The sequence below is a fragment of the Leeia speluncae genome, assembly GCF_020564625.1.
Lineage (GTDB): Bacteria > Pseudomonadota > Gammaproteobacteria > Burkholderiales > Leeiaceae > Leeia > Leeia speluncae.
Genome location: NZ_JAJBZT010000002.1, coordinates 466,699 through 481,666 on the forward strand (window position 1 = coordinate 466,699; position 14,968 = coordinate 481,666).

Below are 14,968 nucleotides of genomic sequence, written 5' to 3' on the forward strand. Positions count from 1 at the left end.
TAATACGATGAATGAAACCGTCCAACCCACCTTGTTACTGGTCGATGATGAGCCCGCCAACTTGCAAGTGTTGCGACACATCTTGCAAGATCAGTATCAACTAAAGTTTGCGCGGGATGGTGAAAAAGCCATTGCCATCGCCACCAATGATTTACCCGATCTCATTTTGTTAGACGTCATGATGCCAGGAATGACCGGGCTAGAAGTATGTAAAACGCTCAAATCGAATCTACGTACTGCCCATATTCCCATTATTTTTGTGACAGCGCTCACCGATACCGCCAACGAAGCGCAAGGCTTTGAAAGTGGCGCGGTAGACTACATCACCAAACCCGTCAGCCCACCGATTGTGCAAGCACGGGTCAAAAACCACCTATCGCTCGTACACATCGAAACCCTAAAAGAAACGCGCTTACAAATTATTCAGCGCCTAGGCCGAGCGGCCGAGTTTAAAGATAACGAAACCGGTATGCACGTCATCCGGATGAGTTACTTTGCCAAAGAATTAGCCCTTGCGGCAGGCTGTAGCCAACAATACGCTGATGAATTACTCGATGCCGCCCCAATGCACGATATTGGCAAAATCGGGATCCCCGATGCCATTTTGCAAAAACCAGGCAAGCTTGATCCTACAGAATGGCAGATTATGCAAACCCACGTGGATATTGGCGCCACGATTTTAGGGGATGACACGTCTTCACTGCTACAAACCGCCAGCACCATTGCTAAATATCACCATGAACGTTGGGATGGCAACGGCTACCCGCATCAATTGAAAGGGGAAGACATCCCCTTATCTGCCAGAATCGTTGCCATTGCCGATGTATTTGATGCACTGACCAGCGTGCGCCCCTATAAAGGTGCTTGGACAGTAGATGAAGCACTAAGCCACATTCAAACAGAAGCCGGTAAGCACTTTGACCCGGCACTAGTTAGCCTCTTTATTGAGCTAAAACCAAAGCTCATCGCCATTCGAGCGAAATGGGCAGACTAATTTAACAATTGTTTGCTAAGAAATGTTAAGACTTGGTTAGCAACCTGCAAAACTGCTGCTATGCTGAAAATAGGATCACATAGCCCTGCAAGCGGTAATGGTTGCTAACCTTCAACGCTAGCTACCCCCTCATATTTTGCGCCATACGGTCTATCGAGTCCAATCGTGTTGCAACTGGATGTACGACCATGAAATCAAAAAGAACCCTATCAACCAACAAACTGACGTGGCTATTGTTGGCCATTTGGCTCATGTATTCGATGGTCGCCTTATATTGGTTTCATCGACAAAACCCTGTGTTTGGGGCAATTTGTCGTGCATTCACGAATGAGTAACCTTGGTACGGTATATCTCCCTCTCTTATATACCGTGCTATTTAATTAACTAACCGCCGTAGAGTGAGTACGTAATGAGCAACCAAAACGAAGAAGCCATATTAGCCCCCGTCCGACAACAGGCCGAACGCATCATGCACATTACCCTAGGGGTTTTATTCCTCTGTGGATTAATTGTCGGTGGTGTCACCAATTCGTGGGCCATTGCTTTTGGGATTGGCTTACCTGCATTACTTATTCCGCTCCTCATCAGCAAACTAAACCCGGGTAGCCTCGCTTCTCGGTTAGCGATTGCTGCGGCGTTTATGATTTTCTCTGGGCAGTTTATTCAGCAAAGCCAAGGGATGAGTGAAGCGCACTTCATCATCTTTGTACTATTGGCTTTCTTACTCTACTTCCGCGATTGGAAACCCATCGTCGCTGCAGCGGCAGTGATTGCTGTGCATCATTTGGCCTTTAATCAGCTGCAAGCCGCTAACACCGGGATCATTGTTTTTAATGCAGGAAGTAGTTTCCATATTGTGCTTCTACATGCATTGTTCGTGGTGTTTGAAACGGCCGTGCTGGTCTACATGGCGGTTCGCCAACGTAATGAAGCCATCGAAGCAGCGCTCGTCGGTAGTATTGCCAAAGAAGTGGCCGCAGGAAACCTACGCATCAGTAGTAATGTGTCTGCAGAACAATATCCGCTGTTGCAATCGATTCTGGATATGCAGAAGCAACTTAGTACCACGTTTGCAGCCATTAAGCATCAATCGGTTACCGTCAACCACACCATGACCGAACTCAGCAGTCATTCGCAAATTGTTAGCCAAAACATGGAAAAACAAACCCATGCCGCAAACAATATGCACATGAGCATTCATACCCTCACCGATACCGTCAGCCATCTGGCCGATGAAGCAGCTAACGCCAGCACACGCGCACAACATTCTGGCCAAGCCGCCGTAGAAGGTGCAAATGTGGTCAAGGCAGCGGTCAATGAAATGGGCAGCATTGCGGAAACCATTCGTAACTCAGCGCAAAACGTCGAGCGCCTCGGTGCACAATCCGATCGCGTGGTACAAGTGGTTGGGCTAATTAAAGAAATTGCCGATCAAACCAATTTGCTTGCACTCAATGCAGCCATCGAAGCCGCCCGGGCCGGTGAACAAGGCAGAGGTTTCGCGGTGGTTGCAGATGAAGTGCGTAAACTAGCCGAACGTACCGGGCAAGCCACCCAAGACATCGGCGGCATGATGAAGGAAATTCTAGATAGTAAAACCGCGACACTTAGCTCCATTGATGAAGCGGTCAACCGGGTAGACAGAGGCGTAGAACTCGCTACCCAAGCCGGGCAATCTATCGATGCCATTACCACCTCTGCACAAGAAGTAGGCAATATCATCGCCGGCATTTCTACTACCTTAAGAGACCAAAATCAGGTCACCCAGCAAATTGCCCATCAGGTAGAAACCGTCGCCTCAATGGCCAACCAAAGTAATGCGGCAGTGAATAGCAACCTCGCACTCGGAATGGAACTAGAACGCGTCTCGACTCATTTGTCCGAAGCGGTTTCTCGTTTTAAAGTGTAATGATTGGCCAAATTGCTAATTGACTAATTGACCAAATGGCAGCCGAAAAAACGCCCCGTGTAGCCTCAAACTACATGGGGCGTTTCACGTGAAACGATCCTCTCTTTACTCTTACAGGCTATTCAAACGTCAAACTACCAGCAGCAGGAATCGTCCAAGAAGCTTTCAGCCGTTGGCGAATTTCAGTTAGAGTGGTTTCTACTAATAACTGACCATCGCGATACACCGGCACTAATGCGCCCCCTTTGGCTTCTTCCATCGTTTGCTGTTCATACAGCACAAACTTGCCATTTTCTTCTTCTACACGAATCATGCCGCGCGCCGATTTTTTGGTGCCGTCGTCTGTAGCAGGGTCTTTATAAATATCGACACATTCATCCGCCACTTCCGCATAAATCGCTTTCAAGGCAAAACCAAAGGTATCGCGAGAGTGCATACCATAAACAAAACTGCCCACCCCAAATACCACGTTACCAGAGGCAAAGCCTTTTTCGGCCAAGCGTGTCATGATTTCGCTCGCGCGTTTTAGCGTGATGGAATCACCGTAAATTAACCCGACATGCGAATCTAATTGGCGAAACCCCTTCTCTGTTGTAGTGCCGCCAAATATCTCCCACAAACAATCAATCGCCCCTTTGCGCTCCGCTTCTGTTAGCTTTAGCCCCGTTTCCGCGACGGTATAAAGGTCGTTCTCGTCTAATACGGGTTTGCCTGCATTGCACACCAGTTCAGCATCCCTATACCCAGCCACTATGCGAACAGGGTCCCCGGAATCTGGCCGGAACACCACTTTGGCGTTTCCTAGCGCATCTGGCGTTCTCGCCAAAATTTCTGGTTTAAGCGCTTTGGCGATCACCGTAATCACATTCCAGAAATCAAATGTATCACTCACAATCGAGACCATCCCGCTTGGGTAGTCTTTGGTCACGAACTCTCTAACCACTTCATATTCTGCTTGCCGACGAATCGCAAACTCATCAGCCCCTGCTGGTGCTGCTTTTTTCAAACGTTGCAAGGTCAGCAAAATGCGCAACGCCATAACACTGTGTTCAGAGGCAGGAATCGATCCACCAATTAGCGTATCTTCGGCATTCACCCCATAATAATCTTCTAAGTAATCCAAGGCAGGGATGGTATCGGTGCCGGTGAACGATAATAAGTGAGCAGAACCACAGCGCATCGCATCATGCACGCCACTCATTCCCCGCATCGAAAAATCGTGTCCTTGCCAATCGACAAAAGCAGCCGGCGTACCGGTCATGGCGGCAAAGTAATCTAATAATTTTCTGAACTCAAACGCCATGGTCGCAACGGTACATGGCTTCCATGTCTCGCAACTAAATAGTGTTTCAAAGTAGGTTGCTACCCATGGAAAATCGGGGTGGGTATTCATAAAGATGATCGGTGGCACTTTAATATCTACCCGAGCGCCTTCTGGCAAACTACGAATCTCTAATGGCAAATAGCCTAAATCGTGCAAGGCCGCCAAGCGACCACCATCTACCGCACCAGCCCCCAATGCCGTATCCATCCGACGTTGATACTTACGTACTGCACTTGCTTTTGGCTGGGCAAAAAATTCGCGATTAAACAAGTCTAATAAATATTCTTTAATGAACCCCTGCAACCCAAACCACACCACTTTATTATCAAATAACGATTTCAATACCGGCGCGTATTTCGCTGAACGTGGTGTAAAGTTAGCCACCAATCTTGTGGTCTCTTTTGGGTACATCGCTGGGTGGCCAGTCTTGTAAAAGTCGGCCAAATTAAACGGTTGCTGGCGGTTTTTTTCTTGCGTACTCATGATCTGACTCGCTTTCATTGTTCTGTTCTTTTGATAAGATCGACTAGCCCACTACACTAACTGACAACGTGGATCACTTATCCAACTATGTCTTGCAAATACACCATCAAAGTAATGGCACAACTCATCTAACCCTTTACTGAAAATGCCATGCGTCACAAATAAATAGAGTGGCTGCTGATACCCCTTCACTTGCATGTCACGTCGAATTTCATGTGCTAATGCAGTAAACGTTTTGCCACCATCGCAAATATCGTCTACCAGCAACAAAGGCAGGTTTGGTAACTCACCTTGCATGCGGCTGCCGGTAATTTGTCCGGTTTGGGTATCTCTTACCTTTTCTGCTTGCAACATCGGTACGCCTAGCCCTTTTGCTAGTTTGAAAACGCGTTTGCTAGCGCCAGCATCCGGCGCAACCAATGCCACGGCACCTAAGCGCTGCTGTAAACGCGTTAGACTAGGAAGCGGATCTTTAACCACCACGTTATCTAATAGCGCCGTCACCACATCACTGTGTGGGTCTTCTACTTCCACCACAGAAAAATCCAGTTGATTCACCAGTTGGCAGAACACCTTTGCACCCAACGCCTCGCCTGGATTCGCCACTCTATCCTGTCTGGCATAAGGCACGTATGGCATCACCAATCGTTTAGGCAACAATGGATACAAGCGATTAATTGCATCTTTTACCATCAGCAGTTGCATCACTTGCTGTGAATCCGTTAACAACGCAGTCGTTACTATTTCTTTTGCAAAACGTACCGTCTCTACACTGACGTGCACCTCGCCGCCCGGAAAAACCATCGATTGCATCGGCACATTCACAACGCTTTCATCATTTAACACTGCAGAAACCTGGATCATATTCGCCTCACTTAGTCGTAAATATCAACTAACTAAATTCAGTATAACGCCACTTAGTTGGATATTACAACTAAGTAATGCTAAAATTTACTTATTCTTCTTCAAAGGCCCATCATGGAAGCCCAAACAAACCAGAATTACCAATCGCCGATTGTGACAATTGATGTCGTATTACTCACGCTATCGGACAACGGTTTGCAAGTGGCCTTGCATCAGCGCAAGCAATCACCCTATGAACATCAGCTCGCATTACCGGGCGGATATATCCATACCAATGAAGATGAATCCGCAGAAAAAGCTGCTTTTCGGGTGCTTAATCAAAAAACGGGTCTAATACCCCGCTACTTAGAACAACTTAAAACCTATGCCAACACTTCCCGGGATCCACGGGGCTGGTCTGTGTCTATTTCTCATGTGGCATTAATCCCCATGTCGGCGCTCAAACAAGCAGAGAAAGAGGTGTTCCAATTCTTTGACGTAGACAACCTACCAACGATGGCATTTGATCATCAGCTTCAAATCCAAGATGCGGTAGAACGGGTAAGAAATAAATCGAGCTACTCCACCCTGCCCTGTTGGCTACTGCCAGAACTGTTTACCTTGACCCAGCTCCAACAAACTTATGAAAAAATCTTTGGAGAAAGCGTTTCTCGTGGGACATTTCGTTCCCGCTTAGGCATCAAAGTCGGCGACGCCATTCCAGGCGAAAGTGCCGATGAAGCAGAAATTTTGATCGCGACCGATCAATTCAAAGGCGGTAACCAACGTCCCGCTCGCTTATTCAAAGTCAATCATCTCAAACTGTTTAAACGCGCTTGCTGGTCTTAGTTGGCAATGTTTCCTATGACAAATGGAAATAGGCATAAAAAATGGCGAGTAGTTCACTCGCCATGAAAAGAAAAAAGATAGGGGCAATCAACTAACGATTTTGGCTAATAGTCTTAATCCCGCCCACAAAAATAAACCCGCACAAACCAAATCCACCCCAGTTTTCACTTTGAGATACCGCACTTGCAATTGTGGATGCGACAATACGGTCGCTTGGCACTGATAAATCGGTAAAGAAATTAGCGCGACCGTCAGTACGCACCACCACCGTACATTGGCAGACATATCTGTCGCAAACACCCCAGCAAACACACTCGTAAAAAATACCAAGGCTTGCGGATTGGTTAAACACGTCACCACGCCCGTTAAATACGCCACCCTAGGCCGTACTCCTTGGACAACCTCATTTGTCGATTGCAGCCGGTTTTGACGCCTCAATTGCCAGAGGATCTTCCCCCCCGTCCAACAAAGATACAAACCACCCAGCAAACTAATCACCCCTATCGTTTGTGGTGTCACAATCAAACCAAGCCCATTCGCCGCTAAAGTTGCCCAAATAATCGACCCTGTAGAAATACCCAGTGCAGTAAGCATGGCCTGCAAACGGTATCCCGTTAAGGCCATCCGTGACACCGCCAAAAAGTTTGGCCCCGGGCTAATTGCTAACGGTAAGTAGATCAACCCCACATGCAAAATGATCCCACCCATTTTTTTACCTTCTGTCTTTGGCTTTATCCTGATAAACAGTTTGGCAAAAGCATCGATCATGGATTACCGAAATTAGTAATACTTTGCTAGTATCTATTATCTATTTCGATGGATAAAAAAATGGCGTCAACAATCAAGCTGCAGCAATTAGACATGCTCGTTACCGTCATCGATTGCGGCGGGTTTAGTGCAGCCTCGACCGAACTCGGTTGTACACAATCCCGCATTAGCCATGCCATCCAAGAACTAGAAACCCATCTAGGGGTTCGCTTACTAAATCGCCATCGCAATGGCTGCACGCCAACACCGGCAGGCTTACAGGTTTCACAGCAAGCAAGGCAAATTCAACGTTTAGTACAAGGGATCGAATCCGGTATGGCCAACCAAGTAGGCCAAACTGGTTTAGTAAAAATTGCCTGTTTTCGAAGTGTCAGCACGCACTTACTTCCCAGCGTATTAGAAGCTCTCGCAATAGATCACCCCGGTTTGCAAATAGAAGTAGACGATAGCTGCAAAGATTCCATTGCGGTGAACGAACGCATAGAAAGTGGCGAGGCAGATCTGGGTATTAGCAGCTATCACATCCCCACCGAGTGGCACAGCATCCCTTATCTGCAAGATCACTTTCGGCTGGTGCTGCCTAGTAGTTGGCACTATCAATTGCCAAAAGATTGGCCATTGCTAAAGCAACAGCCTTATATCGAATCCGCAAATGCCGCCGCCCCGATCATCCGTGATGCCTGCCAAGCGGCAGGATTTCCCCTCACCGTTTCACGGCAAATGAATAGCGACAGCGGACTGCTCGCCCTCATCCGCCAAGGTTTAGGCTTTAGCATTATGTCTAACCTAGCCACCTTCCCTACCCCTGTCGGCGTCCGGCAAGCCCCACTACCATTCCGCATATCCCGCCCGCTCTTTATCACCTGCACCAGCCCTAACTACCGATCAGACCTTGTTCAAACCACCATTCGGTATCTAAAAGACAAATCCATCCTCTACCAAACCGATGCTTGGCGGGCAGGCGTGATCGGGATAGAAGGAAAATGAAGTGTAGCGAAAGACAATTCAGTCAGTTCTCTTCTCGCCAGCCCCTAGGCAAAGCACATAGCGACTACTGCGCCCACCCTCTTCGGTTTTAGCCAGCACGCCAAGCTCGATCAACTCATTTATATCCCGCACCGCAGAATCTTTCGAACAGTGACCAATCGCTGCCCATTTCCGGCTGGTCATATTGCCCTCAAATCCATCTAGCCAGCGGTTCAGCACCTTTTTCTGCCGCTCGGTCATTGGCACACTTGCCCATTGCTGCCAAAAGCGTGACTTGAATAACACGGAGTCAAGTACTTGCAACGCTTGGGTCATCGCCCGTGCGAGAATCCCCAGAAACCACGTCAGCCATGGCGTAATCTCCATCGATCCCTTTTGAGTACGCTCTAGCACTTCATAATAAGCATTTCGTTCTCGCTGAATTTGTGCCGATACACTATAAAAGCGTTGCGGGTTGGCGTCTCCGCTTGCCAACAACCAATCCCCAATCGCTCTGGCAATTCGCCCATTTCCATCATCAAACGGATGTAACGTCACAAACCACAAATGCCCGATACCTGCCCGAATAAATGGATGTAAACCGCTATCGGATGCCATCCAATCCAATAGCTGCTGCATTGCATGGCTTAGTCGCGTGGCGGGTGGTGCCTCATAATGCACGCGCTGTCGCCCATACCCGCCAGACACCACCTGCATGGGCCCGGTACGATCATCCCGCCACGCCCCTACTGATATTTTGGATAAGCCAGAATAGCCTGTCGGGAATAATGCCGCATGCCAACCAAACAAACGATCGCTTGTCAGCGGTTTATTCACATTCAGCGTGGCATCCAGCACCATTTCTACCACACCGTCGACCGCACGATCCGCTGGCAATAAAGCGCCTATGTCTACCCCTAAATGCCTCGCCACCGATGATCTCACCGACTGCGCATTCAGGGTTTCCCCTTCAATCTCGCTGGTCTTGATCACATCCTCGGTTATCGCTAATAAATTGGCTTCTTCACGCAGTGCAAAGCCAATGTCCGCCAACCGTCCGTATAGCATGCCTTGTGCACGAGCAGCATCTGCTAACGGCAATGCCAAATCAGCCATCTCAAACTGCCAATTGGGCCACGCGTCAGTTTGCCAAATATAGATAGGTAAATATTTTTCCATATAGAGATACTAGGCATATGTCTGCCACGACGCAAGCTAATCGATGCATAAAATGCAACGATTAGTCGATGTATTCGATGCACTCGCGGGCGTTCCACGTGAAACGCGGCGGCCCACTTAATCGGTAGCTGCCCGTTTACGCCGCCTGACCGACTGCTTGCCCGCCAGATTCACAATGCGCCGAAAAGTCGGGCATTCCAGATGCGAGGGGGCAGGACAATCGGCAACATGGCGTAGCGTATCGCGCAGCACCATCAACTGCTGGATTTGCCGATCCAGCTCATCCGCCCGCTGATGCAAAAACGGGCGAGATAGCGCCAACGCCTGATCACTGCCAAACATCCCCGCGATTTCTTCCAGCGAAAACCCCGCGGTTTTCCCCAACCCGATCAGCTTTAACCGCAACAACACATCCTCGTGATATTGCCGCCGCAGCCCATGGCGGCCCACTGCCGCAATCAGCCCGACTTCCTCGTAATACCGCAGTGCCGATGCCGGTACCCCGCTCAGTTGGGATACCTCGCCAATATCCAGAATTTTCATGCTTGACTTCAAGTTGACTTGAACTTTTATCTTAATCCTGTCTGCCACTCCCAACAAGGAAAAATCATGTCCACCCCATCCCCTCACGCCCGCATCGGCGGGATTCGATTGGCGCTTGGGCTGTCTATGCTGTTGGCCTCGCTCGGCACCAGCATTGTCAATATCGCCCAACCCACCTTGATCGCGGCATTCCATGCCCGATTTACCGAAGTCCAACTGGTCATCATTGCCTACCTTGCCAGCATGACGCTCGCCACCGTCCTCGTCGGTAAACTAGGGGATCGCTATGGCCTGCGACCACTGCAATTAAGTGGACTAGCACTGTTTGCGCTGGCCAGTGCCTTGTGCTGTATGGCCAGCCACATTTACTGGCTGATCGCCGCCCGCACCCTGCAAGGCATCGGCGCCACCATCCTGCTCACCCTATCCATGGCGCTCATGCGCCAACACGCCGCCCCGGATCAAGTTGGCAAAGCCATGGGGCTACTCGGCACACTCTCCGCCCTCGGCACCGCGCTGGGGCCCTCTATCGGCGGCTGGATGATTGTCTGGCAAGGCTGGCCCGGTATTTTTCTGGTCCAGATCCCCTTGGCCGTCATCGCATTTGTATTGGGTATTTACTATCTGCCCACTAGCTCGGTGCAAACCACTACTTTCGCCACCGAGCGACCCAACCTGCGCCCGCTCCGCCACCCTCTACTCGCCAACCTAATCGTCGCCATGGTAATGATGACCACCCTGATCGTCGGCCCTTTTTACCATGCCATTGCCCTTGGCTACCCACCCGCAAAGATTGGCATGATCATGGCCATTGGCCCGATCCTCTCGATTATCAGCGGCATCCCTGCCGGCCAACTGGTCGACCGCTTTGGCAGTACCCGTGTCGCCCGTTGGGGACATGGCTTGCTGATCCTCGGCAGCTTGCTAGTCGCCAGCCTGCCCGCCCTGCTCGGCATTAGCGGCTACCTGATCGCCATCGCCGTTCTTACCCCTGGCTACCAGCTATTTCAAGCCGCCAACAATACCCACGTGCTTACCGACATCCCCGCCAACCAGCGCGGGACTGTGTCTGGCTATCTGACGCTCTCGCGTAACGTGGGCCTGATCCTTGGCACCAGCCTGATGGGAAAACTGTTTAGTGTGGCAAGCGGCAGCAGTGTACTCACCACCGCCAGCGCAGCGGCAATTAGTCAGGGAATGGTTTTGACGTTTTTAGTGTGTTGCGGGATGTTGGTGGGGTTGGGGGTGATAAAACACACGAAGGGCTAGTTAGCTTGTTCAAATCACATAACGTAAAAGGTAAACTGATTCACTCATCTATGAGGCATCAATCAATATGGCTAGTAAAAACTGGACAAGAAACGAGTTGCTGATAGCGATTAATCTTTATTGCCAACTGCCCTTCGTGCAATTCACCAAAGGTAATTCCACTATCAAAAAGATTGCACCACTCTTAGGTAGAACACCCTCTTCGCTAGCCATGTAGCTCTGCAACCTTGCCAGCCTAGATCCGGTGTTAACCAGTTCTGGGCGTAAAGGACTTGCTGGTGGATGAAGTGGTGAATATGGGGCAGCATGCCATGCACATGAGTTTTGTGAAGGAGGAGATGTGATGATTTCATTAACAAAAATGGGGCGCATCATCACGATCATCATGACAGTATTGACTGTCATGATTGCCACTTTGGCTGGAATTATTTATCTCATTCCGAACAGGCACAGTCTGTACATCATGAATCGCTCAAGTGGCGATGTGGTAATCACACAGACTCTCCTCAACGGAAAACCCATGGGCGCAAATAACGTTCTCTTGAAGCCCAAGAAACAAAAGGAACAAGGAAGCGATATTGGAAAGAAGCTGGAACTTCGCTTTAAGGCTTCTGGCAATTCAGTACTGAATCTCGATGTCAAATTTAGGGGCGAAAAAGAAACCCGACTTAGTTGCAATCTAGAAGACCCGAACAGGGTTGGCTGCATTTTCTACGCCAACATAAGAAATGAAGATGAGCTCGCATGTTTTTGCGACAGCTATGCGGATTCTTACTAAAAAAATGAGACATTCAAGCTACAGATTTCTCAATTTTCTAGAATATTGAGTCTCAAGTCCGAATGAGTCTATTGTATTTACCGGATTCCCACCCACATATCCAAAAATATTTGGGCTAGCGGCCACAGATCAAGTACGCCAAACCGCTCGAAACCAATAAGAGCATTAGTGAGTCATTGATGAAATAAACGGTACCAGCCACCGTCGCTAATCGGTATAGCAGCTTGTTATTCCACTCCTTCGCAAGTGGTGCCAGTGCCATACAAGCTCCGGTAGCCATGACGCAGAGCGTCAGGAACCGAAAGCTGGAATTCGCACCAAGGTCGATCCCATGCCCACCCTTGTTCTCGCTAAATTTCCAGAAATCGAATAGCGCGGCTGTTGCTCTTTCTCCTGTCAGTGCCAAGCCCAATACCGCCATCGCCAACAAGCCAAGAGCAAGGACTAAGCAAATTTTTTAAATGTACCTCATCAGAGGATCACTACAAACTTAAACGTCAATATTCCCCGCACGCAGCGCATTGCTTTCGATAAACGCACGGCGTGGCTCGACATCGTCGCCCATTAGCTTGGTGAAGATCTCATCGGCACCCATCGCGTCTTCGATCTGTACTTTCAGCAAGCGGCGCACCGTTACGTCCATGGTGGTTTCCCACAGCTGTTCCGGGTTCATCTCGCCTAGCCCTTTGTAGCGCTGGAAGTACATGCCTTTGCTCGCTTCGGCTTGTAGCCACTCTAGTGCATCACCAAAACTGCGGATTTTGCGTTCATTTTCGCCCCGGCGAATAACGGCATCTTCTTTTAGCAAACCAGCCAATACTAGGCTAGTTTTCTTCAGCTGTTGGTAATCGCCACTATCAATGAAGTCTTGGCCCAAGTAAGTGATATTATAGTTGCCATGAACATGGCGAGTAATCTTCAGATACCAGTTGTTATCGCTAGCATCTAGATCTGCTTCAATCTTCACTTCTTTGTCGTTCACAATTGCATTTAGTGCATCTGCAGAAGCTGCTGCACTTGCTTCGTTCGCCAAACTTAGCTCAACGTGGTTTAGCAAGCTATGCAATACGCTGCTGTCAATGATGCGGCTTTGACGATCAATCACTGCTTCTGCTAGCAAGTAATCGTTCGCAATGCTTTCTAGTGCATCGCCTGCAATTGGATCCGCATCTTTGGTCACAATCAGGCTTGCATCGCGTAAGCAGTTAGACAGCAAGAAGCGTTTACGCTCTTGTTCATCCTTCAAATAACGCTCTTCTTTACCCTGCTTCACTTTGTAAAGTGGTGGCTGGGCAATGTAGATGTGACCACGCTCTACCAATTCTGGCATTTGGCGATAGAACAAGGTCAGTAACAGGGTACGAATGTGCGCACCGTCCACGTCCGCATCCGTCATGATGATGATGCGGTGGTAACGTAGTTTTTCTGGGTTGTATTCGTCTTTACCAATACCACAACCAAGCGCTGTAATCAGCGTCGCAATTTCTTGCGAGGCAATTAGCTTATCAAAACGCGCTTTTTCAACGTTCAGAATCTTACCTTTAAGCGGCAAGATGGCTTGGAATTTACGATCACGGCCTTGTTTGGCCGATCCACCCGCAGAATCACCCTCGACTAGGTACAATTCGCAAAGTGAAGGGTCTTTTTCTTGGCAATCTGCCAATTTACCCGGCAAGCCAACACCATCTAGCACACCTTTACGGCGGGTAAGTTCACGTGCTTTACGTGCAGCATCGCGCGCTCTAGCAGCTTCTACAATCTTGCTGGTAATAGTTTTTGCATCAATTGGGTTTTCTAGCAAGAATTCACCCAGTTTAGCGGCAACCACTTCTTGTACCACTGGCTGTACTTCACTAGACACCAATTTGTCTTTGGTCTGGCTAGAGAATTTTGGTTCAGGCACTTTTACCGACAATACGCAGCATAAGCCTTCACGCATATCATCGCCAGAAGTCTCAATTTTTGCTTTTTTAGCGATCTCGTTTTCTTCAATGTACTTGTTCAGAATACGTGTCATCGCGGTACGCAAACCAGTTAAGTGTGTACCACCATCCCGTTGCGGAATATTGTTGGTAAAACACTGCACCATTTCGCTATAGCTATCGTTCCATTGCATCGCTACTTCAACGGTAATGCCGTCTTTTTCGCCACTAGAATGGAAAATGCGTGGATGAAGAACCGATTTACTGCGGTTCATGTATTCCACAAAGCCTTTTACCCCGCCAGAGTGAGCAAAGTTCTCACTGCGACCATCGCGTTGATCAATCAACTCGATTTTCACACCGTTATTCAGGAAAGAAAGTTCACGTAAGCGCTTTGCTAGCACTTCGTAATGGAACTCTACTTTGCCAAAAATCTCTTCGTCTGCACGGAAATGTACTTCTGTACCACGGTTTTTGGTTTCGCCCACCACTTTCAATGGCGAGGTTTCTACACCATTCACCACTTCAATATTGCGATCAATCACCTTACCGCGGCTGAATTCTAGCTGATGCTTTTTGCCATCACGACGGATCGTTAGCTTTAACCATTTGGATAGCGCGTTAACACATGAAACACCCACACCATGAAGGCCACCAGAAACTTTGTAGCTGTTTTGGTTAAATTTGCCACCAGCGTGCAATACCACCATCACAATTTCAGCGGCAGAACGTTTAGGTTCGTGTTTATCGTCAAACTTAATCCCAGTAGGGATACCACGGCCGTTATCTGAAACCGAAATCGAGTTATCTGGGTGAATGATGACCTTAATGTCATCACAATGGCCAGCCAAGGCTTCGTCAATGGCATTATCTACCACCTCAAAAACCATATGGTGTAGACCAGTACCATCAGAAGTATCACCAATGTACATACCAGGACGTTTACGAACCGCTTCTAGACCTTCTAGCTGCTGAATGCTGTCTTCATCGTAGCCATTATTGTCGTTTTGTGGTTTTTGATCACTCATGGGGATGTATTCAACTCCGGTTTCACGTGAAACCAATGGTTAATGCTCAATTAATTCTGCTAAACAGGTTTTTAGGGTATTAAAACCATTAAAACTTGTTATTAATCAATTAC

Annotated in this window: 14 protein-coding genes; 7 read left to right on the forward strand and 7 right to left on the reverse strand. The window is 48.6% G+C overall.

Going from position 1 to position 14,968, the window contains the following annotated elements; translation table 11 throughout:
* Positions 1 to 7: 7 nt before the first annotated feature.
* The 3 genes from LIN78_RS05220 (at position 8) to LIN78_RS05230 (ending at position 2,903) form a co-directional block, all read left to right on the forward strand.
* The gene (locus LIN78_RS05220) at positions 8 to 994 is read left to right on the forward strand and encodes a response regulator (RefSeq protein WP_227179200.1); all 987 of its coding nucleotides are present in this window, start codon (positions 8 to 10) and stop codon (positions 992 to 994) included.
* 188 nt (positions 995 to 1,182) lie between these two features.
* Positions 1,183 to 1,329: a hypothetical protein gene (locus LIN78_RS05225; RefSeq protein WP_227179202.1), complete on the forward strand. Its 147-nt coding sequence runs from the start codon at positions 1,183 to 1,185 to the stop codon at positions 1,327 to 1,329.
* A 74-nt stretch (positions 1,330 to 1,403) separates the two neighbouring features.
* Entirely contained in the window at positions 1,404 to 2,903 is a 1,500-nt protein-coding gene (locus LIN78_RS05230) for a methyl-accepting chemotaxis protein (RefSeq protein WP_227179204.1), read from the forward strand.
* Between the two features lie 118 nt (positions 2,904 to 3,021).
* Here LIN78_RS05230 and LIN78_RS05235 read toward each other — a convergent pair whose 3' ends face one another.
* Complete coding sequence (locus LIN78_RS05235) at positions 3,022 to 4,710, reverse strand: nicotinate phosphoribosyltransferase (protein WP_227179206.1); 1,689 nt, start codon at positions 4,708 to 4,710, stop codon at positions 3,022 to 3,024.
* A 51-nt stretch (positions 4,711 to 4,761) separates the two neighbouring features.
* Entirely contained in the window at positions 4,762 to 5,574 is an 813-nt protein-coding gene (locus LIN78_RS05240; RefSeq protein WP_227179208.1) for a ribose-phosphate pyrophosphokinase-like domain-containing protein, read from the reverse strand.
* A gap of 114 nt (positions 5,575 to 5,688) precedes the next feature.
* Between LIN78_RS05240 and LIN78_RS05245 the strand changes: the two genes are divergently transcribed.
* On the forward strand, positions 5,689 to 6,402 hold the full coding sequence (locus LIN78_RS05245) for an NUDIX hydrolase (protein ID WP_227179210.1): 714 nt from the start codon (positions 5,689 to 5,691) through the stop codon (positions 6,400 to 6,402).
* A gap of 87 nt (positions 6,403 to 6,489) precedes the next feature.
* Here LIN78_RS05245 and LIN78_RS05250 read toward each other — a convergent pair whose 3' ends face one another.
* On the reverse strand, positions 6,490 to 7,170 hold the full coding sequence (locus tag LIN78_RS05250) for a LysE family transporter (RefSeq protein WP_227179231.1): 681 nt from the start codon (positions 7,168 to 7,170) through the stop codon (positions 6,490 to 6,492).
* Between the two features lie 60 nt (positions 7,171 to 7,230).
* On the opposite strand from LIN78_RS05250, the gene LIN78_RS05255 reads away from it, so the two are divergent.
* On the forward strand, positions 7,231 to 8,157 hold the full coding sequence (locus LIN78_RS05255) for a LysR family transcriptional regulator (protein WP_227179234.1): 927 nt from the start codon (positions 7,231 to 7,233) through the stop codon (positions 8,155 to 8,157).
* Positions 8,158 to 8,175: 18 nt separating this feature from the next.
* Here LIN78_RS05255 and LIN78_RS05260 read toward each other — a convergent pair whose 3' ends face one another.
* Both LIN78_RS05260 and LIN78_RS05265 read right to left on the reverse strand, forming a co-directional pair.
* The gene (locus LIN78_RS05260; RefSeq protein WP_227179236.1) at positions 8,176 to 9,315 is read right to left on the reverse strand and encodes a Fic family protein; all 1,140 of its coding nucleotides are present in this window, start codon (positions 9,313 to 9,315) and stop codon (positions 8,176 to 8,178) included.
* 117 nt (positions 9,316 to 9,432) lie between these two features.
* Positions 9,433 to 9,858 (reverse strand): helix-turn-helix domain-containing protein, encoded by a 426-nt coding sequence (locus LIN78_RS05265; protein WP_227179238.1) that lies wholly within the window; start codon positions 9,856 to 9,858, stop codon positions 9,433 to 9,435.
* Between the two features lie 66 nt (positions 9,859 to 9,924).
* Between LIN78_RS05265 and LIN78_RS05270 the strand changes: the two genes are divergently transcribed.
* Positions 9,925 to 11,127: an MFS transporter gene (locus tag LIN78_RS05270; protein ID WP_227179240.1), complete on the forward strand. Its 1,203-nt coding sequence runs from the start codon at positions 9,925 to 9,927 to the stop codon at positions 11,125 to 11,127.
* A gap of 343 nt (positions 11,128 to 11,470) precedes the next feature.
* Positions 11,471 to 11,905 carry a hypothetical protein gene (locus tag LIN78_RS05275; RefSeq protein ID WP_227179242.1) on the forward strand — a complete coding sequence of 145 codons (435 nt, stop codon included), beginning with the start codon at positions 11,471 to 11,473 and terminating at the stop codon, positions 11,903 to 11,905.
* A gap of 115 nt (positions 11,906 to 12,020) precedes the next feature.
* Here the strand turns inward: LIN78_RS05275 and LIN78_RS05280 are convergent, their stop codons facing one another.
* Both LIN78_RS05280 and gyrB read right to left on the reverse strand, forming a co-directional pair.
* Entirely contained in the window at positions 12,021 to 12,167 is a 147-nt protein-coding gene (locus tag LIN78_RS05280; protein WP_227179244.1) for a hypothetical protein, read from the reverse strand.
* A gap of 228 nt (positions 12,168 to 12,395) precedes the next feature.
* Positions 12,396 to 14,855, reverse strand: a complete 2,460-nt coding sequence (gene gyrB / locus LIN78_RS05285; protein ID WP_227179246.1) for a DNA topoisomerase (ATP-hydrolyzing) subunit B — start codon at positions 14,853 to 14,855, stop codon at positions 12,396 to 12,398.
* Between the last annotated feature and the right edge of the window lie 113 nt (positions 14,856 to 14,968).

Bases quoted from the DNA above. Each gene is read 5' to 3' on its own strand.
- LIN78_RS05240 (WP_227179208.1), bottom strand. From the start codon at position 5,574: ATGATCCAGGTTTCTGCAGTGTTAAATGATGAAAGCGTTGTGAATGTG.
- LIN78_RS05225 (WP_227179202.1), top strand. From the start codon at position 1,183: ATGAAATCAAAAAGAACCCTATCAACCAACAAACTGACGTGGCTATTG.
- LIN78_RS05270 (WP_227179240.1), top strand. From the start codon at position 9,925: ATGTCCACCCCATCCCCTCACGCCCGCATCGGCGGGATTCGATTGGCG.
- gyrB (WP_227179246.1), bottom strand. From the start codon at position 14,855: ATGAGTGATCAAAAACCACAAAACGACAATAATGGCTACGATGAAGAC.
- LIN78_RS05245 (WP_227179210.1), top strand. From the start codon at position 5,689: ATGGAAGCCCAAACAAACCAGAATTACCAATCGCCGATTGTGACAATT.
- LIN78_RS05250 (WP_227179231.1), bottom strand. From the start codon at position 7,170: ATGATCGATGCTTTTGCCAAACTGTTTATCAGGATAAAGCCAAAGACA.
- LIN78_RS05230 (WP_227179204.1), top strand. From the start codon at position 1,404: ATGAGCAACCAAAACGAAGAAGCCATATTAGCCCCCGTCCGACAACAG.
- LIN78_RS05265 (WP_227179238.1), bottom strand. From the start codon at position 9,858: ATGAAAATTCTGGATATTGGCGAGGTATCCCAACTGAGCGGGGTACCG.
- LIN78_RS05280 (WP_227179244.1), bottom strand. From the start codon at position 12,167: ATGGCACTGGCACCACTTGCGAAGGAGTGGAATAACAAGCTGCTATAC.
- LIN78_RS05275 (WP_227179242.1), top strand. From the start codon at position 11,471: ATGATTTCATTAACAAAAATGGGGCGCATCATCACGATCATCATGACA.
- LIN78_RS05260 (WP_227179236.1), bottom strand. From the start codon at position 9,315: ATGGAAAAATATTTACCTATCTATATTTGGCAAACTGACGCGTGGCCC.
- LIN78_RS05255 (WP_227179234.1), top strand. From the start codon at position 7,231: ATGGCGTCAACAATCAAGCTGCAGCAATTAGACATGCTCGTTACCGTC.
- LIN78_RS05235 (WP_227179206.1), bottom strand. From the start codon at position 4,710: ATGAGTACGCAAGAAAAAAACCGCCAGCAACCGTTTAATTTGGCCGAC.
- LIN78_RS05220 (WP_227179200.1), top strand. From the start codon at position 8: ATGAATGAAACCGTCCAACCCACCTTGTTACTGGTCGATGATGAGCCC.